This window comes from Mycobacterium sp. NGS29 (genome assembly GCF_059812965.1).
The window spans coordinates 332,776-356,242 of record NZ_JCALDR010000001.1; the positions used below are offsets into that span (position 1 = coordinate 332,776).

A 23,467-nucleotide genomic window follows, 5' to 3' on the forward strand; every position below is an offset into this window, starting at 1 on the left:
CGCAGACACCGTTCCGGTGTGGGGCATGAGGGAGAACCATGTGGTACTACCTGTTTAAGTACGTCCTCCTCGGCCCGTTGCTGTCCCTGCTCGGTCGTCCCAAAGTCGAAGGGCTGGAACACGTTCCGAGTTCCGGCCCGGCGATCCTGGCCAGCAATCACCTGGCGGTCATGGACAGCTTCTTCCTGCCGCTGGTGGTGCGTCGGCGAATCACCTTCCTGGCCAAAGCCGAATACTTCACCGGCACCGGACTCAAGGGCTGGTTCAACCGCTGGTTCTACACCGCCGTCGGCCAGGTGCCGATCGACCGCAGCGACTCCGAAGCCGCGCAGGCCGCGCTGGAGACCGCCAAAGAGGTTCTGGGCCAGGGCAAGCTGCTGGGCATGTACCCCGAAGGCACCCGTTCCCCCGACGGTCGGCTGTACAAGGGCAAGACCGGGCTGGCCCGGCTCGCCCTGCAGACCGGGGTCCCGGTGATCCCGGTGGCGATGATCGGGACCAACGTGGTCAACCCGCCCGGCACATCCCGGTTGCGGTTCGGCCGCGTCACGGTGCGCTTCGGTGAGCCCATGGACTTCTCCAGGTTCGACGGGCTGGCCGGCAACCACTTCATCGAGCGTGCCGTCATCGACGAGGTGATGTACGAGCTGATGGGCTTGTCCGAGCAGGAGTACGTCGACATCTACGCGGCCAGCGTCAAGGACGGCAGCGCCACCGAAGACGGGCCGGCGGGGTCCAAGTTGGAGACCTCCGACGCGGCGCGGATCCCTGAGACCGCCGCCGGTTGACTAGCCCCGAGTGACCCGGAATAGCTAGGCGGCCGCTACCGGCGTGCGTTCGGGTGCGGTAGTGCGTGGTGATGTCAGCTTCGCGGTGACCGTGAGGCCCGCGACGAGGATCACTGCCAATGCCCACCACACGTAGGACATCCCCAACAGCTGCCGCCACCAGGCCGCGGTCAACTCGTGATGCTTGGGCAGCAGGTCGATCGGCGTCCACCGCATCAGCGCCACGCCTGCGGCGGCGACCACCGCCAGCGCGACGTTGCGCCGCCGCCAGGCCAGCACCGACAGCACCATGACCGCGGGCAGCATCCAGACCCAGTGGTGCGACCACGACACCGGGGACACCACCAGCCCGAACAGGGCCACGCAGATAACGGCCAGCGACGGCTCGTCGGCCCGCAGCACCCTACGCATGGCCCACACGGTCAGCGCCAGCACCACCAGGCACGCCAGCACCCACCACGGCAGCCGTGCGTGTTCGCCGAGCCCCAGCCGGGCCAGCGACCCGGCGATGTTCTGGTCAGTGTTCAGCGCGGAGTCCCCGATGCGATCGGTGTGCCGCAGCGTGTGCGTCCAGTACTCCCAGGAGTCGCCCCAGGCCAGCACGAAGCCGACCAGCGTCGCGACCGTGAAGGTGCCCAGCGCAGTGAGCGCGGCCCGGGTATCGCGGCGCAGCAGAAAATACAGCAGGAACACCGCCGGGGTCAGTTTGAGCGCGATGCCCACCCCCAGCAGCACTCCGCGCGGCCAGGGAGTGCGACGCGGGAAGCAGTCGGCGATCACCAGGGTCATCAGCACCGCATTGATCTGACCGTAGGCGAAGTTCGAGTTGATCGGTTCCAGCCAGACGGTGGCCGCCGCGACGATCAGCACCGCCAGCCAGGACCGGCGCAACAAAGCCGGGCCGGGCAGCAGTCGGGAGTCGTCCCAGACGTTCAGGCTGCTCAGCACGATGGTCGTCGACACCAACAACACCAGCAGGGTCAAGACGGTGATCACGTGCGTGGCGGCCGCCATGCCCATCCAGGCGAACGGGCTGAACACGATCGCGGACAACGGGGGATAAGTGAAGGGCAGATCGACGATCGGTGTGTGGAACAACACGTTGCCGCTGTAGAGCGGACGACCGTCCAACCACGCCTGGGCGCCCATCTGGTAGATGTCGATATCGATGCGATAAGGGATGTCGACGAACAGGTCCCAGCACGCGTAGCCCAGTGCCAGCGCGGCGAGGAGCCAGAGCAGGCACCACAGCGAAACCCGCCCGAGTCGACTGCCCACGTCGGGCGACCGCCATTTACTCATGTCGAGGACAGCCTATCGTTGCGGCGCCGGGTGTTGTTCGCACAGCGCGGCTTCCGGGTTGTGCGGATGCGCTGGCGTAGCTTGTGGGGAGTGCACCACTGGCTGCAGCACGACATCATCGATCGCGGCCATCTGCCGCTGCTGTGCTGCCTGGTGGCCTTCATCCTGACGTTTTTCGTCACCCGCACCTTTGTCCGCATTATCCGCCACCGGGACGTCCGCGGCGGTGCCCCGGCCAAATGGTGGCAGCCGCGCAACATCCACGTCGGGTCGCTGCACATCCACCACGTCACGTTCGGGGTGGTGCTGGTGATGGTCGCCGGACTGACGTTGGTGACGTTGTCGGTCGACGGTCAGGTACCCCAACTGTCGGTGGCCGCGACCTTCTTCGGCATCGGCGCGGCGCTGGTGCTCGACGAATACGCGCTGATCCTGCACCTGTCCGACGTGTACTGGGAGCAGGACGGGCGCACCTCGGTGGACGCGGTGTTCGCCGCGGTGGCCGTCGCCGGTCTGCTGATCCTGGGCCTGCACCCGCTGATGTTCCTGTTGCCGATCCGCTACGACGGCGACTGGGTGGTGCTGCAGAGCACCCTGGTCGGCGCGGTGGTGGTGACGCTGCCGCTGGCGGTGGTCGTGCTGCTCAAGGGCAAGGTGTGGACCGGTCTGCTGGGCATGTTCCTGGTGGTGCTGCTGGTGATCGGCGCGGTTCGGTTGTCGCGGCCGCATGCACCGTGGGCGCGCTGGCGCTACACCACCCGGCCGGGCAAGATGCGGCGCGCGCTGGCCCGCGAGCGCCGATGGCGGCGTCCGGTGGTGCGGGCCAAGCTGTGGCTGCAAGGCGCGATCGCGGGAACGCCGCAGCTGCCCGACGACCGCACCGTCGACGCCCAACTGGACCTGGATGTGCACCCCGCCCCGCCGCCCGACGGCACCGAGCCCATCCCTATCAGCAGCTGACCCCCCCTGCGCGAGCAGACGCAGAATCGCACTCCGGCGGGCCGGATCGTGCGATTCTGCGTCTGCTCGCCGGGCGGAGCCGAGCGGAGCCGGGCGGAGCCGGGCTAGCCCGAGCTGAGTCGCACTAAGCTGCGGCGGTGCGGTATTTCTACGACACCGAGTTCATCGAGGACGGCCGCACCATCGAGCTGATCTCGATCGGGGTGGTCGCCGAGGACGGCCGCGAGTATTACGCGGTATCCACCGAATTCGACCCGCAGCGTGCCGGGCCCTGGGTGCGGACCCACGTGCTACCCAAGCTGCCCTCGCCGGCCTCCCAGCTGTGGCGCTCGCGCAGCCGGATCCGCGCCGACCTGACCGAGTTCCTGGGGGTGGACGGCCCCGACCCGATAGAGCTGTGGGCGTGGGTGGGCGCCTACGACCATGTGGCGCTGTGCCAGCTGTGGGGCCCGATGCCCGCTCTGCCCAAAGCGATACCCCGGTTCACCCGCGAGCTGCGCCAGTTGTGGGAAGACCGGGGCTGCCCGCGGCTGCCGCCACGATCGGCTGACGTGCACGACGCCCTGGTCGACGCGCGGGATCAGTTGCACCGCTACCGGATAATCACCGCGGAGCAGCGTTCGCCCTGATCAGCCGGTGCGCACGGCCACAGTTACGATGGACCGATGAACTGGACCGTCGATATCCCTATCGACCAGCTGCCGCCGCTGCCGCCGCTGCCCGCCGATTTGCGTGCGCAACTGGACGCAGCGCTGGCCAAACCGGCCGCTCAGCAGCCCAGCTGGGACACCGAGCAGGCCGCGGCGATGCGCACGGTGCTCGAGAGCGTGCCGCCGGTGACGGTGTCGTCAGAGATCGTCCGCCTGCAGGAACACCTCGCCCAGGTCGCTCGCGGCGAGGCATTCCTGCTGCAGGGCGGCGACTGTGCGGAAACCTTCACCGACAACACCGAGCCGCACATCCGGGGCAACATCCGCACCCTGCTGCAGATGGCCGTGGTGCTGACCTACGGCGCCAGCATGCCGGTGGTCAAGGTGGCGCGCATCGCCGGCCAGTACGCCAAACCCCGGTCGGCCGACATCGACGCGCTGGGCCTGAAGTCCTACCGCGGTGACATGATCAACGGCTTCGCGCCCGACGCCGCGGTCCGCGACCACGACCCGTCCCGCCTCGTGCGCGCCTACGCCAACGCCAGCGCCGCGATGAACCTGGTGCGCGCGCTGACGTCGTCGGGCTTCTCCTCGCTGCACCTGGCCCACGACTGGAACCGTGAATTCGTGCGCACCTCGCCGGCCGGCGCCCGCTACGAGGCGCTGGCCAGCGAGATCGACCGCGCGCTGCGGTTCATGAGCGCCTGCGGGGTGGCCGACCGCAACCTGCAGACCGCCGAGATCTACGCCAGCCACGAGGCGCTGGTGCTCGACTACGAGCGGTCCATGTTGCGCTTGTCCGAGGACGAGAACGGCGAACCGCAGCTTTACGACCTGTCGGCGCACACGGTGTGGATCGGCGAACGGACCCGCCAACTCGACGGTGCGCACGTCGCTTTCGCCGAGGTGATCGCCAACCCGATCGGCGTCAAGATCGGGCCCACCATGACCCCCGAGTTGGCCGTGGAGTACGTCGAACGGCTCGACCCGCACAACAGGCCGGGCCGGTTGACGCTGGTGAGCCGGTTGGGCAACAACAAGGTGCGCGACGTGCTGCCGCCGATCATCGAGAAGGTCCAGGCCGCGGGCCACCAGGTCATCTGGCAGTGCGACCCGATGCACGGCAACACCCACGAGTCCTCGACGGGGTATAAGACGCGGCACTTCGATCGCATCGTCGACGAGGTGCAGGGCTTCTTCGAGGTGCATCGCGCGCTGGGTACGCATCCGGGTGGCATCCACGTCGAGATCACCGGCGAGAACGTCACCGAGTGCCTCGGCGGCGCGCAGGACATCTCCGACAGCGACCTGTCCGGCCGGTACGAGACGGCGTGCGACCCGCGGCTGAACACCCAGCAGTCGCTGGAGCTGGCGTTCCTGGTCGCGGAGATGCTGCGCGACTGACCCCGGCCGATCAGCCGGCGTGCAGCAGGCTGCTCAGGTGCACCCCGATGTTCCAGCCCGCGGTCGCAACCAGCCCGGTCAGGGTCAGCACCACCGCCGCCCAGATCAGGATCATGCGCCGGCCGTGCTGGCGCTCCCACCTGAACTCGTCGAGCGGGATGCCGGCGAAGTGCCCGGAATCGTCGGCGTCGAAGTCGACGTCCTGATCGAAGTCGGCCGGCACATCCGGATCGTCGGGTTCGGGCCAGTCCCCGGGTTCCCGGGTGAACTGACGGGTGGGGTGGGGCACCGGCGCGCCGGCCGGGCGCCCGGCCATCCGATCGTGGTGCAGCGCCGCAGAGCGGTGCTGGGCGGAGTTGCGCGGCGTCGGCACCCGGAAGTCCGGCAGATTCAGCTCTTCGGCGATCGATTCCACGTCGGCGGCCATCTCGATGGCGTCGGCGTAGCGCTGCGCGGGGTCGAGCGCGGTGGCGCAGGCGACGAAGTCGTCGAGCTGCGTGGGCACGCCCTCGATCGCGGCGCCCGGCGGCGGGACCTCGGTGTCCAGCCGCTGATACGCGATGGACAGCGCGGTGTCGCCAGTGAACGGGGTTCGCCCGGTCAGCAGTTCGTAGGTCAGAATCCCCACCGAGTAGACGTCGCTGCGGGGTCCGGCGGTGCCGTCGCGCACCTGCTCGGGTGACAGGTAGGCGGCGGTGCCCAAGATCACGCTGGCCGAGGTGATCCCCGCTGCCGCCACGGCGCGGACCAGACCGAAATCGGCGATCTTGACCTCGCCGTCGTCGGAGATCAGCACGTTCTCCGGTTTGACGTCGCGGTGCACCAGACCGGCCCGGTGCGCGGCGGCCAGCCCGTTCAACACCGGGCGCAGTACCGCTATCACCGCGTGCGGGGGCATCGGTCCGCGCTCGATCAGCAGCTCACGCAGCGTGCCGCCGTCGATCAACTCCATCACCAGAAACGGGTACCTCCCGTCTTGGCCCTGGTCGTAGACCGCGACCAGGTTCGGGTTCTTCAGCCGGGCCACGGTGCGCGCCTCGAGCTGGAACCGGGTCAGGAACTGCTGGTCACCGGAGTAACGCGGGTCCATCACCTTCACCGCGACGGGCCGGTCCAGGCGGGTGTCCAGGCCGCGATACACCGTCGAGGTGCCGCCGCTGGCGATCTTTTCCTGAATGAGGTAGCGGCCGTCGAGCAGCGCGTCGTGCAGCGGGTCCCCGGCCGGGCGACGGTACGGGCCGGTGCGTCCCGGCGGGATGCCGGGCGATCCAGGTTCGGCCACGCAGTCATCGTAGGGGTCGACGCGACTGACCCGCGGTAGGCGCAGATTCCGCACCGAAGGCGCAGACGCGGCCGTCCTGCGGTTCTAGACTGACCTGGTGGGCAGCATCCCGGCCGGCGACGACGTACTCGATCCTGAAGAACCGACCTACGACCTGTCCCGGGTCGCCGAACTGCTCGGCATACCGGTGAGCAAAGTGCAGCAGCAGCTGCGGGAGGGACACCTGGTCGCGGTGCGCCGCGCCGGAGGCCTCGTGGTGCCGCAGGTCTTCTTCACCACGTCCGGCCAGGTCGTCAAGAGCCTGCCCGGGTTGTTGACGATCCTGCACGACGGCGGCTACCACGACACCGAGATCGTGCGCTGGCTCTTCACCCCGGACCCCTCATTGACCGTCACCCGCGACGGCTCCCGGGACGCCCTGAACAACGCGCGCCCGGTCGATGCGTTGCATGCGCACCAGGCCCGCGAAGTGGTGCGGCGCGCCCAGGCTATGGCGTACTGAGGGCAGCGTCGTCCGGCGCGTCCTCGGCTTCCGGGGCGCGGTTCAGCGAATGCCAGGCCCACAGCGCGGCCGCGGTCGCCAGCCCGACGTGCAGCCAGGAGTACATGCCGTGCGAGCCGTCGGGTTTGAAGATCACCATGATCCACGTCGAGAATCCGGCGATCAGGGCCATCGCGCGTCGCGACTGGGCCAGCGGGGCCAGCACCGCCAGCGGCCACGAGTAGTACCAGGGCAGTGCGGCGGGCACGAACAACACCACCACCAGCATCACCGCGGCGATGCCGGTCAGCGCGGCACGGTCGTCGCGGCGGTACCGCCACCACAGCACCGGGAGTGACACCGCGATCACGCCGATGCCCACCAGCCGGGCGATCCGCAGCACGGCGTAGAACTGCACCGGCAGAAACCCGCTGGTGAAAGCGTGAATCAGGTTCGCGGCGGCGGTTGGCACCGTGAGCCAGTTGATGATCTTCACCGACCCGGCCAGCGCGGTCAGCCAGCCCAGGCCGACCCCGGCCGCGACCGAAATCACCCCGAACACCGCCACGAAAATCGCCACCGTGGACAGCGCGGCGACCAGGAACGCCGGCACCGGCCGCCAGCCCCGGTCGTCGCGCAGATGCCGCATCCACACCCACCCCAGGAACGGCAACGCCAGCCCCGCGGTGGCCTTGACGGCGATTGCGAAAGTGAGCAACACGATCCCGGCTACCTGCCGGCGTCGCAGCGTCAACGCGATGCCGGCCGCCATCAGGCCCACCATCAGCATCTCGTTGTGCACCCCGCCCATCAGATGGATCAGCACCAGCGGGTTCAGCACGCAGATCCACAGCGCCCTGGCGCCGTCGGCGCCGACGTGGCGTGCCAGCCGCGGCGCCGCCCAGATCAGCAACGCCAGCCCGGGCAACATGCACAGCCGCAGCAGCATGGTTCCGGCCACCACGTTGTTGCCGACGAGCATCGTCACCAACTTGGCCACCAAAATGAACGCCGGACCATACGGGGCGGTGGTGATCGTCCAGATCGGGCTCACGTCGTCCAGCAGCGAGTTCGGATTGCCGACCGGGCCCACCGCGTACGGGTCGAAGCCGTCGCGCAACAACGCCCCCTGCGCCAGGTAGGAGTACGTGTCGCGACTGAACACCGGTGCCGAGAGCAACAGCGGGGCCAGCCAGCAGGCGGTGGTCACCCGCATGGTGAACTCGTCGGCCGCGCCGGCGAGCACCCGTCGACCCAGCCGCACCCAGGCGATCAGCATCAGACCCACGCCGACCCACAGCACGATCGACGAGAGCACCAGCCCATGGCCGAACCGCAGCCAGGACATGTGGATCGCCTCCAGCAGCGGGTCGTGCTGGCGGGTGCTGCCCGCACCCAGGCCGCCCAGGGTGATCAGCACGGACCCCACGAACCCCAGTCGCGCCGGCCCGCCCTCGGAGCCGGTAGCGACCGTGCGGAAGCGGGAAAAGCGTTGACCCACGGTTACTTTCAGAGCCGTGGTGTCGGCGGCCGGGGTCGGCGTCGGAGCGCTCATCGATTCAGGCGGACCGGTCGGTGGCCACTCGGGCCAGGTCGGTCAACCCTGCTTTGGCGCTCGCGCTGATCGGCGCCGAGGCCAGCGTGGTCAGCGCACGTTCGGTGAGTTCGGTGATCCGGTTCTCCGCGGCGGCCAGCGCGCCCACCCCCTCGATCAATTGCCGTAGTTCGCGCACCTGGGCGTCGGTCAGGTCGGTGCCGATCGATTCGCGCAACAGCCGGGCCGCCGCCGGATCGGACGTCTCGGCCAGGCGGGTGGTCTCGGCCAGCAGCACGGTGCGCTTACCCGACCGCAGATCGTCCCCGGACGGCTTGCCCGTGACCTCGGGGTCACCGAACACCCCGAGCACGTCGTCACGCAGCTGGAACGCCACCCCCAGATCGGTGCCGAACGCCTCGAAGACGGCGGCCACCTCCGGACGGTCGGCGGCGGCGGCCGCCCCGAGCTGCAGTGGACGGGTCACCGTGTAGCAGGCGGTCTTGAAGGTGGCGACGGTCATCGCGGCGGCCAGCGATTCGTCAGCCGAAGCCGATACCGAGGCTTCGGCGACCACGTCGAGGTACTGGCCGCCGAGCACCTCGGTGCGGATCGCCGTCCAGACCCGCTCGACCCGGTCCCGGGCCTCGGCGGTCAGCGGCGCACGGGACACCACATCGTTTGCCCACGTGTGGGTGATGTCGCCGAGCAGGATCGCCGCCGAGATGCCGAACTGGTCGGCGGACCCGCGCCACCGGCGCGCGCGGTGCAGCGCTGCGAAGTGCATGTGGGCGGTCGGCTTGCCGCGGCGGGTGGCCGATGCGTCGATCACGTCGTCGTGGATCAGGGCGAAGGCGTGCAGCAGTTCCAGCGCGGAGAACAGCAGCAGCGCATCGGGATCGGGCGCCCGGCCGGCGACCGCGTCCCACCCCCAGTAAGCGAACACCGGCCGCAGGCGCTTGCCGCCGGTGAGGACGAAGTCCGCCAGCCAATCGGTCAGGGAGTCGAACTCGGCTCCGAGGTAACCGGATTCACCGCGCCGGTCGTCCAGGTACCGCCGCAGTTGTTCGGTGACAGCGCCGGCCACCTCGACGGTCGCCGACGTTGCCGATGCTTCCAGACTCAGCGCGGCGCCCCTTTCCGATTCGGTGTGCCTCTGGCCCGACAGTGTATGCCGCCGCGGTGTTTGCCGGAGTACGCGGAGCCGCAGCCACCGGCGGCTCGGAGCCGCTGACTACGCGCCCCTATGCTGTCGTGGGGTCTGTCCAAGCTTTGCGCGACGGAGCGCGAGAACAACTTGTCTGCAGAATGAGGGGCCGCGTGACGCTCAACACCATCGCGCTGGAATTGGTGCCACCGAATGTGGACGACGGCCGCGAGCGGGCTTTGGAGGACGCGCACAAGGTGGTGCGGTACGCCGCCGAGTCGGGCCTGGACGGGCGGCTGCGGCACGTGATGATCCCCGGCATGATCGCCGAGGACGACGACCGTCCGGTGCCGATGAAGCCCAAGCTCGACGTGCTGGACTTCTGGTCGATCATCAAGCCGGAGCTGCCCGGGTTGTACGGCCTGTGCACCCAGGTGACCGCGTTCCTGGACCAGCACACCCTGGGCGAGCGCCTGGCTGCACTGACGGCGGCCGGCATGCAGGGCGTGGTTTTCGTCGGGGTGCCGCGCACCATGAACGACGGCGAGGGCTCGGGCGTGGCGCCCACCGACGCGTTGTCGATCTATCGCGACGCGGTGACCAATCGCGGCGTGATCGTGATTCCGACCCGGGACGGCGAACACGGCCGGCTGAACTTCAAATGCAACCAGGGCGCGACCTACGGCATGACCCAGTTGCTCTACTCCGACGCCATCGTCGGGTTCCTGACCGATTTCGCCAAGGAGACCGACCACCGGCCGGAAATCCTGCTGTCGTTCGGCTTCGTGCCCAAAGTGGAGAGCCGGGTCGGGCTGATCAACTGGCTGATCCAGGATCCGGGTAACTCCGCGGTGGCCGAGGAGCAAAAGTTCGTCAAGAAGCTGGCGGCCAGCGAGCCCGCGGACAAACGCGCTCAACTCGTCGACCTGTACAAGCGGGTGGTCGACGGGGTCGCCGACCTCGGTTTTCCGCTGAGCATCCACCTGGAGGCCACCTACGGGGTTTCCGGGCCGGCTTTCGACACCTTCGCCGAGATGCTCGCCTACTGGGCGCCCTCGCCGGAGACAGTGGGCGGGCAGTAACTCAGGCCGACGACGACTGGTCGGTGGGCGCGGTGAACCGCGGCGAGCGGTCCCGGCTGACCCACGCCAGCATCGCCACCACCCCGGCGACCGCGAATGATGCGATGCCCAGCCAGATGCCGGCCCCGGTGAACGAGCGGGTGTTGGGGTCGGTGTAGCGGGCCGTCGCGGTCATGGTGCTGACCACTCCCGGTTTGAGTTTCCACTGCACGACTTCGGGCTCGATCCGGTCACCGTTGGTGGAGGTGACGGTGCCCGGGAAGGCGACGGTCAACCCGACTTCGGCGTCGGGGTCGGTCACCGAGGTCAGATCGGCGCGACCTTCCAGGATCACCAGGTTGCCGTTGCGGCGCATCGACAGGTTGACCCCCGCGGCGTCGGGGTTCATGTGGGCGAGCTGGGGCAACTCGGCGAAGGTCAGATCGGAGAACACCGCCTGTGAGCCGACGTAGCCGTCGCTGTCGTAGTTCGAGATCGCGACTTTCTGACCGAACGGCAGGTTCGAGTCCAGTTGCGGCCCGGTGTCCTTGTTGTTCTTCGGTTTGGCGGCCGCGATGATTTCGCCGGACACCAAATCGTCGGGCGAGACGGTCAGCGAGGCCCGGACCCGCAGGCATCCGGTGGCCAGCGGCACCACCATCAGCAGCATGACGATGGCCAGCAGCTTGCGGCTCCGGCGGGAGCGCAGCGGGGAAAGTGGGGGAGAGCTGGCGCGCACCAGGTCATCGTGCCAGACCCGGTGTGCCGCACAGCTGCGCCATCCGGTCATAGCGGCAGGGCGCGTCCGAGAATGGCGAACGCGCGCGGATCACCGGCGAAGTAGTAGCTGCGGATGACGTCGGTGAAGCCCAGCCGTCGGTACAGCCGCCAGGCCCGGTTGGACTCGCCGTTGGTCTCCGGCGTGGACAGCAGGACGTTCGCCTCGTGGCGACCCGCCAGCAGCCGGCGGGCCAGCGCCTCGCCGAGTCCCCGGCCCTGGGCGCGGGGGTGAATGTGCAGTTCGGTCAGTTCGAAGTAACTGGTCATCAGCCGGTCGATGGCCGCCGGCGCCAGACAGCTGCGCTGCAACCCCAGGATGACCTGCTGTTGCCACCACTGGCCAGGGGCGCCCGGGTATCCGTAGGCGATGCCCACCAGCGGTGCGTTGCGGAGTTCGGCCGCCGGGGGTGGCGGGCCGTCCGCGGCCCGCTTGCCCACCTCGACCGCGGCCACCGCCTGCCAGCCGGGCCGGCGGGTGTGTTCCAACCACATCGCGGCACGCTGGTTCTCGGTGCCGCGCGGGTAGCGCATCGCGTCGACATACACCCGCAGCGCGTCGGTGAGGCGGCGCTCCATTTCGGCAGCCGGCAGGTCGACGAGGAAGATCGCCACGTCGCGGTGTCCTCCTCAGCGTGGTCGGGGTCGGATCGGTGGGTCCAGTATCGGACGCGGGCTCGGCTGCGCGACAAGCAGTCTTGCCGAGCCAGGATGTGCGGCGTGGCACCCGGTGCTGTCGCGGGCCGTATCGCGGCGGCGGTCGTAGCCGGGATAGAATCGCGGGCGAATCAGTGGTACCGCACTAAATGACCTCGTATCATCGGAGTTAATTGCCCCGCAACGGGCTATATGTGTGCTATCGGTGATGACGTCACAATCTTTCGGCAAGGAGGGACGAATGCCACTCTCCGATCATGAGCAGCGAATGCTCGATCAGATCGAGAGCGCCCTCTACGCCGAGGATCCCAAGTTCGCGTCGAGTGTCCGCGGGGGTGGCTTTCGTGCCCCGACCGCGCGGCGCCGTCTGCAGGGCACCGCGTTGTTCGTGGTCGGCCTGGCCATGCTGGTCTCCGGGGTGGCATTCAAAGCCACGATGATCGGGACCTTCCCGGTGTTGAGCGTGCTGGGATTCGTGGTGATGTTCGCCGGTGTGGTGTACGCGGTCACCGGTCGGCCGTTGCCCGGCAAAGCGGATCACGGGGTGTCGCCGCCGAGTGCGTCGCGCTCGCGTCGCGCCAAGGGCGGCGGTGGTTCGTTCACCAGCCGCATGGAGGACCGGTTCCGGCGTCGCTTCGACGAGTAGTCCTGCGCGCCAACACATGACGGGGTAGCCGAGCGGCTGCCCCGTTTCTGTTCGCCGGCCTGCCCGTGCCGGTCGGTGCCGGAGCGTCCCGCGCCGGGTCGACGGACACAGTGGCAGATTCCGGACCGCCGGACACCCACAACGCGGCGTACGAAGCCATTCCGTGCCGAACTCGTAGCGAACTTGTGTCCAGTGCCCCCCACCTCGCCCCACCACCGTTTCGGCGCCACCAAATAGGCTCTGAAATGCGCTTTTCTGGGTCTTCGAACCCTGTCTGCGGCAGTCTTGCGCACCCCGATGGCGACCCGGTTCGGTGATTCGCCGCTTCGACACTCGCGGAAGGGGTGTTTATGGGGAGAAGTGGGGGATTGTGGGGTATGGTGGCCGAAGTGTTTGGGTGAGAAGCAAGTTGGAGGTGCCGCCGTGTTTCTCGGCACCTACACGCCCAAGCTCGACGACAAGTGGCGGCTCACGCTGCCGGCCAAGTTTCGCGACGCGTTGGCAGGGGGGTTGATGGTCACCAAGAGCCAGGACCACAGCCTCGCCGTCTACCCGCGCTCGGAGTTCGAGCAGCTGGCACGACGGGCCAGCAAGGCGCCCCGCAGCAACCCCGAGGCACGGGCCTTCCTGCGTAATCTCGCCGCCGGCACCGATGAGCAGCACCCCGACGCGCAGGGCCGCATCACGTTGTCGGCCGACCACCGTCGTTACGCCGGGCTGTCCAAGGACTGCGTGGTGATCGGTGCGGTCGACTTCATCGAGATCTGGGATGCGCAGGCCTGGAACAACTACCAGCAAATCCACGAAGAGAACTTCTCCGCGGCCAGCGATGAAGCACTCGGCGACATCTTCTGAGGTGCATGCCGGTGCACCGTGGTCTCTGCCCGAACCGACCCTGGCGTACTTCCCCAACGTCAGGTGCGTGCTTTCGGTCAGAGACCACGGTGCACGGGCGACCAGGCCGGTAATTCGGTGCGGCCCGAACCGGGGAGGTGTCCAAGTGCCTGACCCGGATTCCGGCGAATCAGGAAGCAGCGCAGGTGATTTCGGACATGTGCCGGTGCTGGCGCAGCGGTGCATCGAATTGCTCGACCCGGCGCTGACCCGACACCACTCCGACGGTTCCGGTGCCGTCCTGGTCGACGCGACGCTCGGGGCCGGTGGGCATGCCGAACGGTTCCTCACCGCCCTGCCGGGGCTGCGACTGATCGGGCTCGACCGCGACCCGACCGCGCTCGACATCGCCGGCGCCCGGCTGGCCCGCTTCGCCGACCGGATCACGCTGGTCCACACCCGCTACGACGGCATCGACGCCGCTCTCGATGAAACCGGTTGTGGCGCAACAGACTCCATCGACGGAGTGCTGTTCGATCTGGGCGTGTCCTCGATGCAGCTCGATCGGGCCGAGCGGGGCTTCGCCTACGCCAAAGAGGCACCGCTGGACATGCGGATGGACCCGTCGTCGCCGCTGACGGCAGCCGACGTGGTGAACACCTACCCCGAAGCGGAGCTGGCCGGCATTCTGCACCGCTACGGCGAGGAGCGCTTTGCCCGGCGCATCGCGGCCCAGATCGTACGGCGACGCGCCCGCACCCCGTTCACCTCCACCGCCGACCTGGTCGCGCTGCTCTACGAGGCGATTCCGGCGCCGGCCCGGCGGACCGGCGGACACCCGGCCAAACGGACCTTCCAGGCGCTGCGCATCGCGGTCAACGACGAACTGGGGTCGTTGCGCAGCGCCATTCCCGCCGCACTGGACGCACTCGCGGTGGGTGGCCGGATCGTGGTGCTGGCCTACCAGTCGCTGGAGGACCGGATCGTCAAACGCGCCTTCGCCGACGCGACGGCCTCCCGGACACCACCGGGGTTGCCGGTCGAACTTCCCGGCCACGAGCCGCGATTCCGGTCGCTGACGCACGGCGCCGAACGTGCCGATGCGGCCGAGATGGAGCGCAACCCCCGCAGCACCCCGGTGCGGTTGCGGGCACTGCAACGAGTAGAGCGGGCAAGCGGGAAGGGCTATGCATGAGCACACAGCGCGAGGCGTCGAAACGTCACGACACCGATCGTCGCGGTCGACGTGCGGCCCGGACCAGTGCCCGCAACGCGGCTGACGCGTCGCAGCGCCGCAATCCGTCGCGCACGCCGGCGGGTGCCAACCGCGAAGCCCGGGTGCCCAGATCGGGGCCGCAGACCAGCCCGATAACCCGACCCGCGGAACGGCCGGGCCGGGCGAAGAACACCAGCCAGGCCAAGGCTCGGGCCAAGGCCCGGAAAGCCAAGGCGCCCAAGGTGGTACGGCCCAAACTCACCGAACGGCTGGCCGCCCGGCTGGCCGAGATCGACCTGCGGCCACACACGCTGCTCAGCCGTATTCCGTTCGTGGTGCTGGTCATCGGTTCGCTCGGAGTGGGGCTGGGACTGACGCTGTGGTTGTCCACCGACGCGGCTGAGCGCTCCTATCAGCTCAGCGATGCCCGGGAGCGGACCCGGATGCTGCAACAGCAGAAGGAGTCGCTGGAGCGCGACGTGCGGGAGGCGGAATCGGCGCCGGCGCTGGCCGAGGCGGCGCGCAAGCAGGGCATGATCCCCACCAGGGACACCGCCCACCTGGTTCAGGCACCGGACGGCACCTGGGTGGTGGTGGGCACACCGCGGCCCGCCGACGGCGTGCCGCCGCCGCCGTTGAACGCCAAACTGCCCGACGCGGCGCCCCCGCCACCCCCGCCACCGCCGGTGGTGAGCCCACCTGAGGTTGCGGTCCGGGTCGCACCGGGCACCGGGGACCCGACGCCGCCGCAGGTCTTGCAGCGCGGGCCGAACGGCGCAACCACCCTGGACGGCCCCCACCTTCCCGGTATGACACCGGGGGCTCCGACGACCGTGCCGGGTGGTCCGCTACCCGTGCCGGGATCGGCAGTGCCCACCCCGGCGCCCAACTCCGTGCACGCCGACCTGCTGCCGTCCAACGGGTTCGCGCTCCCGGCGCCCGCCGCGCAGCCGCCGGTGCTGGTGCCCACACCGCAGCCACCGGGCCTGGTGACCACCCCGCTGCCGGCCAACCCCGAACAGTTCGGGCCCGTCATACCGACGGCGCCCGCGGCCCCCGGGGCCACCCGATGAACCGCGGCGAGGAGCGGCGCACTCCCCGCAAAGCCCGCGACGCCCAGGCGGTGCGGCAACCCAAGCGATCACGGAAAGCCGCCGACGCCAAGCGATCCCGGGCGACCGCCCGGCCCGAGGCAGCGCCGGCAGGACACTCGGCGCGCGCTCGACGCACCCGCCAGGCGGCCGAAGTCACCACCCGGGGCGCCTCGTTCATCTTCCGGCATCGCGCGGGCAACGGCATCATCTTCGTACTGATGCTGGTCGCCATCGCTCAGCTGTTCTACCTGCAGGTGTCCAACGCCTCGCAGCTCAACGCCCAGGCCGCCGGCCAGCTCAAGGTCACCGACGTCGAACGGGCGATCCGCGGCGCCATCGTGGACCGCCACAACGACCGGCTCGCGTTCACCATCGAGGCCCGCGCGCTGACCTTCCAGCCCAACCGGGTCCGCCAGCAGCTGGAAGAGGCCAAGAAGAAGTCGTCGCGCGCACCGGACCCCCAGGAGCGGCTCGCCGCCATCGCCAAAGAGGTGGCCGGCCGACTGAACAACAAGCCCGACGCGGCGACCATCCTGAAGAAGCTGCAGAGCAACGAGTCGTTCGTCTACCTGGCCCGCGCAGTGGATCCCGCTGTCGCACACGCGATCTCGGCGAAGTTCCCCGAGGTCGGCTCCGAGCGCCAGGACCTGCGTCAGTACCCCGGCGGGTCGCTGGCAGCCAACATCGTCGGCGGCATCGACTGGGACGGCCACGGTCTGCTGGGTCTGGAAGATGCGCTGGACGCCATGCTGGCCGGCACCGACGGTGCGGTCACCTACGACCGCGGGTCCGACGGCGTCGTGATCCCCGGCAGCTATCGCAACCGGCACAAGGCGGTGCACGGCTCGACCATCCAGCTCACCCTCGACGACGATATCCAGTTCTACGTCCAGCAGCAGGTGCAGCAGGCCAAGAACGCGTCCGGCGCCCACACCGTCTCGGCGGTCGTGCTGGACGCCAGGACCGGCGAAGTGCTGGCCATGGCCAACGACAACACCTTCGACCCGTCCCAGGACCTCGGGCGGCAGGGGGAGCGGCAACTGGGCAACCTGCCGGTGTCCTCGCCATTCGAACCGGGCTCGGTGAACAAGATCATCACCGCGTCCTCGGTCATCGAGTACGGCCTGTCCAACCCCGACGAGGTGCTGCAGGTGCCCGGCACCATCTCGATGGGCGGGGTCACCATCCACGACGCCTGGGAACACGGCGTGATGCCCTACACCACGACCGGCGTCTTCGGGAAGTCGTCCAACGTCGGCACGTTGATGCTGGCGCAGCGCGTCGGTCCGGAGCGCTTCTACGACATGGTGCGCAAGTTCGGCCTCGGTCAACGCACCGGCGTCGGGTTGCCCGGCGAGAGCGCGGGCCTGGTGCCCCCGATCGACCAGTGGTCGGGCAGCACCTTCTCCAATCTCCCGATCGGACAGGGTGTTTCGATGACCCTGCTGCAGATGGCCGGCATGTACCAGGCCATCGCCAACGACGGGGTGCGCATCCCGCCGCGCATCCTGAAGGCCACCGTCGCACCGGACGGCACGCGAACCGAGGAACCCCGCCCGGACGGCATCCGGGTGGTGTCGGCGCAGACCGCGCAGACGGTGCGCAACATGTTGCGCGCGGTGGTGCAGCAGGACCCGATGGGTTACCAGCAGGGCACCGGACCCGCAGCGTCGGTGCCCGGCTACCAGATGGCCGGCAAGACCGGCACCGCGCAGCAGATCAACCCGAGTTGCGGGTGCTATTTCGACGACGTCTACTGGATCACCTTTGCGGGCATGGCCACCGTCGACAACCCGCGCTACGTCATCGGCATCATGATGGACAACCCGCAGCGCAACGCCGACGGCACCCCGGGGCACTCCGCCGCGCCGCTGTTCCACAACATCGCCGGCTGGCTGATGCAACGCGAGAACGTGCCGCTGTCACCGGATCCGGGCCCACCGCTCACCTTGCAGGCGATGTAGCCGACTTCCGCACCCGCACCCGAGGGGTGTGGCTAGGTAGGGTGTCATGGCTGATCATCGCGATCACGCGACGTCGTACGGAGGTGGTGACTGTGGCGTTGGCCCCCACGGACCTGCGTCCCAGCACCGGCGCCGGGATCCCGCTGGATGTGTTGGCCGCCCAGGTCGGCGCGGTGCTGCCGACGGGCCCCGATCGACCAGATTGCGTCCCAGACCTGCCGGTCACCGGGGTGACGTTGCGTGGTCAGGACGTGCGGCCCGGTGACCTGTTCGCGGCCCTGCCCGGTTCGGTCACCCACGGCGCCCGGCACGCCGGTCAGGCGATCGAACGCGGCGCGGTCGCGCTGCTCACCGACGCCGCCGGCCTGGCCGAGATGGGTGCTGTCGAGATCCCGGTGCTGGTGCATCCGGCGCCCCGCAGCGTGCTCGGCGGCCTGGCAGCCACCGTCTACGGGCGGCCGTCGGCGCGGATGGCGGTGGTCGGCATCACCGGTACGTCCGGCAAGACCACCACGACCTATCTGGTCGAGGCCGGGCTGCGGGCGGCCGGTCGGATCGCCGGGCTGATCGGCACCATCGGCATCCGGATCGACGGCACCGACATCCCCAGCGCGCTGACCACGCCGGAGGCACCCGCCCTGCAGGCCTTGTATGCGGCGATGGCCGAGCGCGGGGTGGACACCGTGGTGATGGAGGTGTCCAGTCACGCGCTGAGCCTCGGCCGGGTGGACGGCACCGAGTTCGCGATCGGGGCGTTCACCAACCTCTCGCGGGACCATCTGGATTTCCACCAGACCATGCAGGAGTACTTCGAAGCCAAGGCACTGCTCTTCGACCCGGCCTCGGCGCTGCACGCCCGCCGCGCCGTGGTGTGCATCGACGACGACGCCGGACGCGCGATGGCCGGGCGGGCAACCGATCCGATCACCGTCAGCGTCACCGGCCGGCCCGCGCACTGGCGCGCCGCCGACGTCACGCCAGTGGGACCGGCCGGGCAGGAGTTCACCGCCATCGACCCCGCCGGCGCGCAGCACCGCGTCGGGATCGACTTGCCGGGCCACTACAACATCGCGAATTGTCTTGTCGCACTGGCGATTCTGGATGCGATCGGGGTGCGGCCGGAACAGGCGGCGCCGGGGTTGCGCCTTACCCGGGTACCCGGGCGGCTCGAGTTGGTCGACCGCGGCCAGGATTTCGTCGCCCTGGTCGACTACGCCCACAAACCCGAAGCGCTGCGTGCGGTGCTGAGCACCCTGCGGCACCCGGATCGGCGATTGGCGGTGGTGTTCGGCGCCGGGGGCGACCGCGACCCCGGCAAGCGGGCGCCGATGGGCGAAATCGCCGCCGAACTGGCCGATCTGGTGATCGTCACCGACGACAACCCGCGCAGTGAGGATCCCGCCGCGATCCGCCGCGAGATCCTGGCCGGCGCCGCCGGCGGTAAGGCCCAGGTGCTGGAGCTCGGCGACCGGCGCGCGGCGATCCGGCGCGCGGTGGCCTGGGCAGCGCCCGGTGACGTGGTGCTGATCGCCGGCAAAGGACACGAAACCGGTCAGCGCGGTGCCAGCGAGGTGCGCCCGTTCGACGACCGCGTCGAACTGGCCGACGCGCTGCAGGACCGCGTGTGATCGACCTGACCGTCGCCCGCATCGCCGAGATCGTCGGCGGCACCCTGGCCGACATCTCCGCCGAGCAGGCCGCGGCCACCCACGTCACCGGGACGGTGGAATTCGACTCGCGTGCCGTCGGCCCCGGCGGACTGTTCCTCGCCCTGCCCGGGGCGCGCGCCGACGGTCACGACCATGCCGGGGCGGCCGTGGCCGCCGGCGCGGCGGTGGTGCTGGCCGCCCGCCCGGTGGGCGTACCGGCCATCGTGGTGGCGCCGCGTCCGGCGCCGGACGGCCGGGCCGGCGTCCTCGAGCACGACGTGGACGGTTCCGGCGCGGCGGTGCTGGCCGCGCTGGCCAACCTCGCCGCTGCAGTAGCTGCCGAGCTGGTGGCCGGCAAGCTGCGGATCATCGGCATCACCGGATCGTCGGGCAAGACCTCGACCAAGGATCTGGTGGCCGCCGTTCTGCAGCCACTCGGCGAGGTCGTCGCTCCGCCGGGATCGTTCAACAACGAACTGGGCCATCCCTGGACGGTGCTGCGGGCCACCCGCGACACCGACTTCCTGGTGCTGGAGATGTCCGCGCGCCACCCCGGCAACATCGCCGCCCTGGCCGAGATCGCCCCGCCGTCGATCGGCGTGGTCCTCAACGTCGGCACCGCGCACCTAGGCGAGTTCGGCTCACGCGAGATCATCGCGCAAACCAAATCGGAGCTGCCGCAAGCAGTTTCGCCCGACGGGGTGGTCATCCTCAACGCGGACGACCCGATGGTCGCCGCGATGGCGCACGTGACCGCGGCCCGCGTGGTCCGGGTGAGCCGGCACCGCGACGCCGACGTGTGGGCTGGCCCGGTCGCCCTCGACGAACTGGCGCGTCCCCGCTTCACCCTGCACGCCGGCGGCGCGCACGCCGAGATCCAGCTCGACGTCTCGGGCGATCATCAGGTGGGCAACGCCCTGTGCGCGGCTGCCGTCGCCCTCGAATGCGGCGCCGACGTCGCACAGGTGGCCGCGGTGCTCGCCGGTGCCGGGCCGGTGTCGCGGCACCGCATGCAGGTCAGCACCCGCTCTGACGGGGTGACCGTGATCGACGACGCGTACAACGCCAACCCCGACTCGATGCGGGCCGGACTGCAGGCGTTGGCGTGGATGGCGCACGGCGCGGCCGATCAGACCGGTGATCGGCGGCGCAGCTGGGCGGTGCTGGGGGAGATGGCCGAACTCGGCGACGACGCGATAACCGAGCACGATCGCATCGGCCGGCTCGCGGTGCGATTAGATGTGTCTCGACTTGTAGTCGTGGGAACCGGGAGGTCGATGAGCGCCATGCACCAGGGTGCGGTGATGGAGGGCTCGTGGGGATCGGAGGCCGTCCAGGTACCCGACCGGGACGCCGCCCTGGCGCTGCTGCGCGCCGAGCTGCGAGCCGGCGACGTGGTGCTGGTCAAGGCGTCCAACTCGGCCGGTCTGGGCGCGATGGCCGACGCGCTCGTCGCCGAAGGTGACCCCGCGTGAGACAGATCCTGATCGCCGTCGCCATTGCGGTGACCGTGTCCATCCTGCTCACCCCGGCGTTGATCCGGCTGTTCACCCGGCAGGGTTTCGGTCACCAGATCCGCGAGGACGGCCCGCCCACCCACCAGAGCAAACGGGGCACGCCGTCGATGGGTGGGGTGGCGATCCTAGCCGGTATCTGGGCCGGCTACCTGGGCACGCACCTGTTCGGCCTGCTCTTCGACGGCGACGGCGTGACCGCCTCCGGCCTGCTGGTGCTGGGGCTGGCCACCGCGCTGGGCGGCGTCGGTTTCCTGGACGACCTGATCAAGATCCGCCGTTCGCGCAACCTGGGGCTGAACAAGACGGCCAAGACCGTCGGGCAGATCACCGCCGCCGTGCTGTTCGCGGTGCTGGTGCTGCAGTTCCGCAACGCTGCCGGCCTGACGCCGGGCAGCACGGATCTGTCCTATGTCCGTGACATCGCCACCATCACCTTCACCCCGGCCATGTTCGTGCTGTTCTGCGTGGTAATGGTCAGCGCCTGGTCCAATGCGGTCAATTTCACCGACGGGCTGGACGGGCTGGCCGCGGGCTGCATGGCGATGGTCGCGGGCGCCTACGTGCTGATCACCTTCTGGCAGTTCCGCAACGCGTGCGCGTCGATGGCGTTGCTGGGGCCGCAGACCTGGCTGCAGGGCTGTTACAACGTGCGCGACCCGCTGGACCTGGCATTGGTGGCGGCGGCCACCGCCGGAGCCTGCATCGGTTTTCTGTGGTGGAACGCCGCCCCGGCCAAGATCTTCATGGGCGACACCGGGTCGCTGGCGCTGGGCGGCATCATCGCCGGGCTGTCGGTGACCAGCCGCACCGAAATCCTCGCTGTGGTGCTCGGTTCGTTGTTCGTCGCCGAAGTCACCTCGGTGGTCCTGCAGATCCTGGCCTTCCGCACGACCGGGCGCCGCGTCTTCCGGATGGCGCCGTTCCATCATCATTTCGAGTTGTCCGGCTGGGCGGAAACCACAGTGATCATCCGGTTCTGGCTGCTCACGGCGATCACCTGCGGGTTGGGCGTGGCCCTGTTCTACGGCGAGTACCTCTCCACGATCGGTGCGTGACGTGCTGGGCCCCTTGACGGCGGGCGCGCCCGTCCTGATCGCCGGTGCGCGGGTGACCGGTCGGGCGGTGTTGGCGGCGCTGCACGGGTTCGGCGCCGCCCCGACCCTCTGCGACGACGACCCCGCCATGCTGCGCCCGTACGCCGACCGGGGCGTGGCCACTGTGGCTCCGGCGGCCGCGATCCGGCAGATCGCCGACTACGCGCTGGTCGTCACCAGTCCCGGTTTCCAGCCGAGTACTCCGGTGCTGGCGGCTGCCGCGGCGGCCGGTGTGCCCATCTGGGGTGACGTGGAACTGGCCTGGCGGCTGGACGCATCAGGCCACTACGGGCCGCCGCGGCGCTGGCTGGTGGTGACCGGCACCAACGGCAAGACCACCACCACCTCGATGCTGCACGCCATGGTGACCGCCGGCGGGCTGCACAGCGCCCTGTGCGGCAACATCGGCGACCCGGTGCTGGACGTGCTCGACAAGCCGTCGGACGTGTTGGCTGTCGAGTTGTCCAGCTTCCAGCTGTTCTGGGCGCCGTCGCTGCGGCCCGAGGCGGGCGCGGTGCTCAATGTCGCCGAGGACCATCTGGACTGGCACGGCACCATGGCCGACTACGCCGCGGCCAAGGCGCGGGTGCTCACCGGCCGGGTGGCGGTGGTCGGCCTCGACGACGCCCGCGCCGCGGCATTGGTCGACACCGCGTCGCAGCGGGTGGGTTTCCGCCTCGGCGAACCCGCTGCCGGGGAGTTGGGCGTGCGCGGCGGGTTCCTGGTGGACCGCGCTTTTGCCGACGACCTGCCGTTGCTGGCGGTCAGCGCGATACCGGTGCCCGGCCCGGTCGGCGTGCTCGACGCGCTGGCGGCGGCCGCGCTGGCCCGCGCGGTGGGCGTTGCGGCCCCGGCCATCGAGTCGGCGATCTCGGCGTTCCAGCCCGGCCGGCACCGCTCGGAGGTGGTCGCGGTGGTCGACGGCATCACCTACGTCGACGATTCCAAAGCCACCAACCCGCACGCCGCCGAGGCGTCGGTGCTCGCCTACCCCCGGGTGGTCTGGTTGGCCGGCGGACTGCTCAAGGGCGCGTCGGTGGACGCCGAGGTCGCCCGCATCGCATCCCGGCTGGTCGGGGCGGTCCTGATCGGCCGGGATCGCGGCGAGGTTGCCGACGCGTTATCGCGACACGCGCCCGATGTCCCCGTCGTACACGTCGTCACAGGCGAGGATGATGTGATGCATGAGACTGGTGGGGCATTTGTTACTAATGTGACGCAAGTTAATAACGACGACGAGACCATCGGCACCCGGGTGATGACCGCAGCGGTGGCCGCGGCCCGCGAACTCGCCACACCCGGCGACACCGTGCTGCTGGCCCCGGCCGGCGCCTCATTCGACCAGTTCAGCGGCTACGCCGCCCGCGGTGACGCCTTTGCCGCCGCCGTCCGCGCCGCGGTCCGGTAGGC

Annotated in this window: 21 protein-coding genes; 15 read left to right on the forward strand and 6 right to left on the reverse strand. The window is 69.6% G+C overall.

The window, feature by feature from the left end:
• Window positions 1–38 precede the first annotated feature (38 nt).
• The gene (locus AC5Y5Z_RS01555; RefSeq protein ID WP_499923049.1) at window positions 39–788 is read left to right on the forward strand and encodes a lysophospholipid acyltransferase family protein; all 750 of its coding nucleotides are present in this window, start codon (window positions 39–41) and stop codon (window positions 786–788) included.
• A gap of 24 nt (window positions 789–812) precedes the next feature.
• On the opposite strand, the gene AC5Y5Z_RS01560 is transcribed toward AC5Y5Z_RS01555, so the two are convergent.
• Window positions 813–2,090, reverse strand: a complete 1,278-nt coding sequence (locus AC5Y5Z_RS01560; RefSeq protein ID WP_499923050.1) for a glycosyltransferase 87 family protein — start codon at window positions 2,088–2,090, stop codon at window positions 813–815.
• A gap of 66 nt (window positions 2,091–2,156) precedes the next feature.
• Between AC5Y5Z_RS01560 and AC5Y5Z_RS01565 the strand changes: the two genes are divergently transcribed.
• The 3 genes from AC5Y5Z_RS01565 to AC5Y5Z_RS01575 all read left to right on the forward strand — a co-directional run bounded on the left by AC5Y5Z_RS01565 (window position 2,157) and on the right by AC5Y5Z_RS01575 (window position 5,104).
• On the forward strand, window positions 2,157–3,050 hold the full coding sequence (locus AC5Y5Z_RS01565) for a hypothetical protein (RefSeq protein WP_463824470.1): 894 nt from the start codon (window positions 2,157–2,159) through the stop codon (window positions 3,048–3,050).
• Window positions 3,051–3,187: 137 nt separating this feature from the next.
• The gene (locus AC5Y5Z_RS01570; protein ID WP_499923051.1) at window positions 3,188–3,679 is read left to right on the forward strand and encodes a polyadenylate-specific 3'-exoribonuclease AS; all 492 of its coding nucleotides are present in this window, start codon (window positions 3,188–3,190) and stop codon (window positions 3,677–3,679) included.
• 36 nt (window positions 3,680–3,715) lie between these two features.
• Complete coding sequence (locus AC5Y5Z_RS01575; RefSeq protein WP_463824468.1) at window positions 3,716–5,104, forward strand: class II 3-deoxy-7-phosphoheptulonate synthase; 1,389 nt, start codon at window positions 3,716–3,718, stop codon at window positions 5,102–5,104.
• A 10-nt stretch (window positions 5,105–5,114) separates the two neighbouring features.
• Here the strand turns inward: AC5Y5Z_RS01575 and AC5Y5Z_RS01580 are convergent, their stop codons facing one another.
• Window positions 5,115–6,386, reverse strand: a complete 1,272-nt coding sequence (locus AC5Y5Z_RS01580) for a protein kinase domain-containing protein (RefSeq protein WP_463824467.1) — start codon at window positions 6,384–6,386, stop codon at window positions 5,115–5,117.
• Window positions 6,387–6,483: 97 nt separating this feature from the next.
• Here AC5Y5Z_RS01580 and AC5Y5Z_RS01585 point away from each other — a divergent pair, with 97 nt between their 5' ends.
• On the forward strand, window positions 6,484–6,888 hold the full coding sequence (locus AC5Y5Z_RS01585; protein ID WP_463824466.1) for an Rv2175c family DNA-binding protein: 405 nt from the start codon (window positions 6,484–6,486) through the stop codon (window positions 6,886–6,888).
• On the opposite strand, the gene AC5Y5Z_RS01590 is transcribed toward AC5Y5Z_RS01585, so the two are convergent.
• Both AC5Y5Z_RS01590 and AC5Y5Z_RS01595 read right to left on the reverse strand, forming a co-directional pair.
• The gene (locus AC5Y5Z_RS01590) at window positions 6,875–8,422 is read right to left on the reverse strand and encodes an alpha-(1->6)-mannopyranosyltransferase A (protein WP_499923053.1); all 1,548 of its coding nucleotides are present in this window, start codon (window positions 8,420–8,422) and stop codon (window positions 6,875–6,877) included. The genes AC5Y5Z_RS01585 and AC5Y5Z_RS01590 overlap by 14 nt on opposite strands.
• Before the next feature lie 4 nt (window positions 8,423–8,426).
• Entirely contained in the window at window positions 8,427–9,488 is a 1,062-nt protein-coding gene (locus AC5Y5Z_RS01595) for a polyprenyl synthetase family protein (protein ID WP_463824464.1), read from the reverse strand.
• 233 nt (window positions 9,489–9,721) lie between these two features.
• On the opposite strand from AC5Y5Z_RS01595, the gene AC5Y5Z_RS01600 reads away from it, so the two are divergent.
• The gene (locus tag AC5Y5Z_RS01600; RefSeq protein ID WP_499923055.1) at window positions 9,722–10,630 is read left to right on the forward strand and encodes a mycobacterial-type methylenetetrahydrofolate reductase; all 909 of its coding nucleotides are present in this window, start codon (window positions 9,722–9,724) and stop codon (window positions 10,628–10,630) included.
• 1 nt (window position 10,631) lies between these two features.
• Here the strand turns inward: AC5Y5Z_RS01600 and lppM are convergent, their stop codons facing one another.
• Together lppM and AC5Y5Z_RS01610 are read right to left on the reverse strand one after the other, a co-directional pair.
• A complete protein-coding gene (gene lppM / locus AC5Y5Z_RS01605) occupies window positions 10,632–11,279 on the reverse strand; it encodes a lipoprotein LppM (RefSeq protein ID WP_463824914.1) in 648 nt (215 codons plus the stop codon).
• Window positions 11,280–11,395: 116 nt separating this feature from the next.
• The gene (locus tag AC5Y5Z_RS01610) at window positions 11,396–12,001 is read right to left on the reverse strand and encodes a GNAT family N-acetyltransferase (RefSeq protein ID WP_499923056.1); all 606 of its coding nucleotides are present in this window, start codon (window positions 11,999–12,001) and stop codon (window positions 11,396–11,398) included.
• 283 nt (window positions 12,002–12,284) lie between these two features.
• On the opposite strand from AC5Y5Z_RS01610, the gene AC5Y5Z_RS01615 reads away from it, so the two are divergent.
• The 9 genes from AC5Y5Z_RS01615 to murD all read left to right on the forward strand — a co-directional run bounded on the left by AC5Y5Z_RS01615 (window position 12,285) and on the right by murD (window position 23,465).
• Window positions 12,285–12,689, forward strand: a complete 405-nt coding sequence (locus AC5Y5Z_RS01615; RefSeq protein WP_463824461.1) for an SCO2097 family morphological protein — start codon at window positions 12,285–12,287, stop codon at window positions 12,687–12,689.
• Between the two features lie 423 nt (window positions 12,690–13,112).
• Window positions 13,113–13,544 (forward strand): division/cell wall cluster transcriptional repressor MraZ, encoded by a 432-nt coding sequence (mraZ, locus tag AC5Y5Z_RS01620; protein ID WP_463824460.1) that lies wholly within the window; start codon window positions 13,113–13,115, stop codon window positions 13,542–13,544.
• A gap of 1 nt (window position 13,545) precedes the next feature.
• On the forward strand, window positions 13,546–14,718 hold the full coding sequence (gene rsmH, locus AC5Y5Z_RS01625) for a 16S rRNA (cytosine(1402)-N(4))-methyltransferase RsmH (protein WP_499923176.1): 1,173 nt from the start codon (window positions 13,546–13,548) through the stop codon (window positions 14,716–14,718).
• Window positions 14,715–15,812: a cell division protein FtsL gene (gene ftsL / locus AC5Y5Z_RS01630; protein WP_499923059.1), complete on the forward strand. Its 1,098-nt coding sequence runs from the start codon at window positions 14,715–14,717 to the stop codon at window positions 15,810–15,812. Before rsmH ends, ftsL begins: the two co-directional genes overlap by 4 nt.
• Window positions 15,809–17,797, forward strand: coding sequence for a peptidoglycan D,D-transpeptidase FtsI family protein (locus tag AC5Y5Z_RS01635; RefSeq protein ID WP_463824457.1), 1,989 nt, complete (start codon window positions 15,809–15,811; stop codon window positions 17,795–17,797). The genes ftsL and AC5Y5Z_RS01635 overlap by 4 nt, the downstream gene beginning before the upstream one ends.
• A 50-nt stretch (window positions 17,798–17,847) precedes the next feature.
• The gene (locus AC5Y5Z_RS01640) at window positions 17,848–19,425 is read left to right on the forward strand and encodes a UDP-N-acetylmuramoyl-L-alanyl-D-glutamate--2,6-diaminopimelate ligase (RefSeq protein WP_463824913.1); all 1,578 of its coding nucleotides are present in this window, start codon (window positions 17,848–17,850) and stop codon (window positions 19,423–19,425) included.
• Window positions 19,422–20,921 (forward strand): UDP-N-acetylmuramoyl-tripeptide--D-alanyl-D-alanine ligase, encoded by a 1,500-nt coding sequence (locus AC5Y5Z_RS01645; RefSeq protein WP_499923060.1) that lies wholly within the window; start codon window positions 19,422–19,424, stop codon window positions 20,919–20,921. The genes AC5Y5Z_RS01640 and AC5Y5Z_RS01645 overlap by 4 nt, the downstream gene beginning before the upstream one ends.
• Window positions 20,918–22,018, forward strand: coding sequence for a phospho-N-acetylmuramoyl-pentapeptide-transferase (gene mraY, locus AC5Y5Z_RS01650; RefSeq protein ID WP_499923061.1), 1,101 nt, complete (start codon window positions 20,918–20,920; stop codon window positions 22,016–22,018). Before AC5Y5Z_RS01645 ends, mraY begins: the two co-directional genes overlap by 4 nt.
• A gap of 1 nt (window position 22,019) precedes the next feature.
• A complete protein-coding gene (gene murD, locus AC5Y5Z_RS01655; RefSeq protein WP_499923063.1) occupies window positions 22,020–23,465 on the forward strand; it encodes a UDP-N-acetylmuramoyl-L-alanine--D-glutamate ligase in 1,446 nt (481 codons plus the stop codon).
• Window positions 23,466–23,467: the final 2 nt, after the last annotated feature.

Excerpts from the sequence above, each read along its gene's own strand:
- AC5Y5Z_RS01555 (WP_499923049.1), top strand. The coding sequence starts at position 39 with ATGTGGTACTACCTGTTTAAGTACGTCCTCCTCGGCCCGTTGCTGTCC.
- AC5Y5Z_RS01560 (WP_499923050.1), bottom strand. The coding sequence starts at position 2,090 with ATGAGTAAATGGCGGTCGCCCGACGTGGGCAGTCGACTCGGGCGGGTT.
- AC5Y5Z_RS01565 (WP_463824470.1), top strand. The coding sequence starts at position 2,157 with ATGCGCTGGCGTAGCTTGTGGGGAGTGCACCACTGGCTGCAGCACGAC.
- AC5Y5Z_RS01575 (WP_463824468.1), top strand. The coding sequence starts at position 3,716 with ATGAACTGGACCGTCGATATCCCTATCGACCAGCTGCCGCCGCTGCCG.
- AC5Y5Z_RS01590 (WP_499923053.1), bottom strand. The coding sequence starts at position 8,422 with ATGAGCGCTCCGACGCCGACCCCGGCCGCCGACACCACGGCTCTGAAA.
- lppM (WP_463824914.1), bottom strand. The coding sequence starts at position 11,279 with ATGCTGCTGATGGTGGTGCCGCTGGCCACCGGATGCCTGCGGGTCCGG.
- AC5Y5Z_RS01615 (WP_463824461.1), top strand. The coding sequence starts at position 12,285 with ATGCCACTCTCCGATCATGAGCAGCGAATGCTCGATCAGATCGAGAGC.
- ftsL (WP_499923059.1), top strand. The coding sequence starts at position 14,715 with ATGAGCACACAGCGCGAGGCGTCGAAACGTCACGACACCGATCGTCGC.
- AC5Y5Z_RS01635 (WP_463824457.1), top strand. The coding sequence starts at position 15,809 with ATGAACCGCGGCGAGGAGCGGCGCACTCCCCGCAAAGCCCGCGACGCC.